We start from the raw sequence: 2,362 nt of genomic DNA, 5'->3' as shown, positions 1-2,362 counted from the left end.
GCCTCGTCCTCGGCAACCCGCTGAATGTGCACGTCCGTCCCCATCCGACTGACCGTCAGTGGCTCCTCACCCGACAGCGCCTCTTTGGCTGTCTGGTCGGCCTCCCGCTCGAGTTGCGGGTCGGGATCGATCTCGAGGTCCGCATTTGCTTGCGGCATCATCGAGATGGGTGCGCCGCCGTGTTGCTGTTTGACGTGGGCGAGCAAGAACTGGCCTTCGGGAGAGTTCGGGTCGTACTCACCGGAATTGAACCCGATCGCGTTGTCACAGGTGAAGGCTTTGGCGTCGATCGCCTCGGCTGCCTCGGCGGCTTTCGGGCCGGTATGAACCCGGGCGTTCGAGAAGTTAACGCTCATTTGTTCCTCGAATGTATGCTAGAGGCAGATTCCTATGGGTCGATCGTCGATGTCGACAATGGCTAGCACCTGCTGTGGTACCTCATTCGGTATCCAGTGTTGTGTCGTTATCGGATTCCGAGTTATCAGTCCGTTCGTTGCTGATAGCTTCCAACACGGTATCTAACAGGCCCCCGTCATTAGTTCCAGTCGGATCGAACAATGCCTGGATCTCGGCATCGCTGCGGTCAGTTTCGTCATCAGCGAGTGACTTGGCGCTTGCTTTTCCGAGTTCGCCGAATCCGTAGTCGAAGTCGAGTTCATATCCGGGAATGTCTGCATGTTCGTCGTGATAGTGATCGTACTGTGGAATGTCGTCGTTTCGGTATCGCTTGGCGATTTCGTGATCGCCACGCCCCAAAACACGGTATTCCTCGGGTGGTTCCATTCCCATTTCGTGGTAACAATCTCGGATCTGACACCGAAGATTGTATAGCACGTATTCTCGAAATACTTCCAGTGACGGAATAAAGTCGGACACTACCTGGATACTGGCGTCCGGAGACCGCTCCTCGAAGGGATCGTCGTTTCGCAATTCCTGCTGGCTTTTCTCGTCGTCGTAGTAAACGAGATGAATATCCGAGACGGCTTCGATGTTATTCTCGTCGTCAAGATAGACATCGACTACGAACAAGATGAAGTCATTCCGGCCGACTTCGGGGGGCCTCTCAACCGGTGGTTCGATATCTGGATGTTTTCCGATCACTTGCTTATACAAATCACCGAAATACGACTCGAACACTTCATATGATAGGTCTGAAATCGTTTGTTTAGCACTCTTGAGACCATCTATTTTAGAATCTAGCCCAAATGGGCCTAGCCCTCCTTCACTTGACGCATGATACCTAGCATAATTTTCTGCTTGATGTATTATTTCATGTTCTTTTGGTGTTCGGTAATTTGAATTGTCCGGGTATCCTTCTTGCGAATGACCTTGTACTTCACCACCAAATCCAATTGCGACTGTATGTCTAACACCATTATTATCAGTCACTCTAACACCAATACCTCGGCTATCTTCGTCAATAATTTCTCCTTTCATTGTGTCTAATCAAATCGAGTTCTTTCTGTGTCATCGGTATCGATGATCTCGTCAACCTCGTCACCACTGTCACCGAGATATCCTCTAGCCATTTTGATTCCCTTGTAAATCGCCGTAACAGTGGCCGCGCCTGCCGCGAACGCCGTCGGTTCGCTTTCTAGCAATGACTCGAACAAGTCGACTAAGGTTTTGTCGAATCCTGTTCCGTAAAGATAGTTGAGTACGACACTAGAAACCGTTCCACCGGCGATATCAGCACCCTCGCTGATTGCTTGTTCGACCGCAGACTTTTGTTCGTCAGTCAATCGAATGCTCTCTTCGCCAAGTAATCGCTGCAGTTCAGCATCTGCCTGTTCCAAAATCGGTTTGAGTTCGTCTGCCCGTGACTCTAACTGTTCTTTCCGCCCTTCCAACTCGGCAATTGCCTCGCCATCTGTCTCAACCCCGTCTTCTCCAGCAAGGTCGTCAATCATCGCCTGTGCATCGTCATGCCACTCTAACCCGTCTTTGACCGCAGCCATCTCAGTAATCTCGTCACCGACCTCATCCAAGACGGCTTCGGCCTCATCGAGCAGCTTGAAATTCAATGCATCGTGCATCTCACTGCCTGTCCACTCGGTATCGGAGATGTCCAATCCGATCTCTGCTTCGACTTCCTCGAGTTCTTTTTCATCCAAGTCCGTCTTCTCGAGTAGCGCGCTTCGATATTGTGTGATAATGCGCTCGCCTGCCTGTTTATCAAGCCGCTGAATGTGCACGTCCGTCCCCATCCGACTGACCGTCAGTGGCTCCTCACCCGACAGCGCCTCTTTGGCCGTCTGGTCGGCCTCCCGCTCGAGTTGCGGGTCGGGATTGATCTCGAGGTCCGCATTTGCTTGCGGCATCATCGAGATGGGTGCGCCGCCGTGTTGCTGTTTGATCCTTG

The 2,362-nt window shown here is 51.9% G+C and carries 2 protein-coding genes and 1 pseudogene; all 3 read right to left on the bottom strand.

The window, feature by feature from the left end; translation table 11 throughout:
- The coding region (locus tag C446_RS13155; protein WP_006673607.1) for an eCIS core domain-containing protein at nt 1-356 on the bottom strand (356 nt) is incomplete at its 3' end.
- An 82-nt stretch (nt 357-438) separates the two neighbouring features.
- Nucleotides 439-1,437 carry a hypothetical protein gene (locus tag C446_RS13150; RefSeq protein ID WP_049920228.1) on the bottom strand — a complete coding sequence of 333 codons (999 nt, stop codon included), beginning with the start codon at nt 1,435-1,437 and terminating at the stop codon, nt 439-441.
- A 5-nt stretch (nt 1,438-1,442) separates the two neighbouring features.
- A pseudogene (locus tag C446_RS20075) lies at nt 1,443-2,362 on the bottom strand (hypothetical protein); the annotation flags it as partial.

Source organism: Halobiforma nitratireducens JCM 10879, assembly GCF_000337895.1.
Lineage (GTDB): Archaea > Halobacteriota > Halobacteria > Halobacteriales > Natrialbaceae > Natronobacterium > Natronobacterium nitratireducens.
The sequence above is the reverse complement of the archived record's forward strand: the minus strand, read 5'-3'. Positions and strand labels throughout refer to the sequence as shown.

Excerpts from the sequence above, each read along its gene's own strand:
- C446_RS13150 (WP_049920228.1), bottom strand. The coding sequence starts at position 1,437 with ATGAAAGGAGAAATTATTGACGAAGATAGCCGAGGTATTGGTGTTAGA.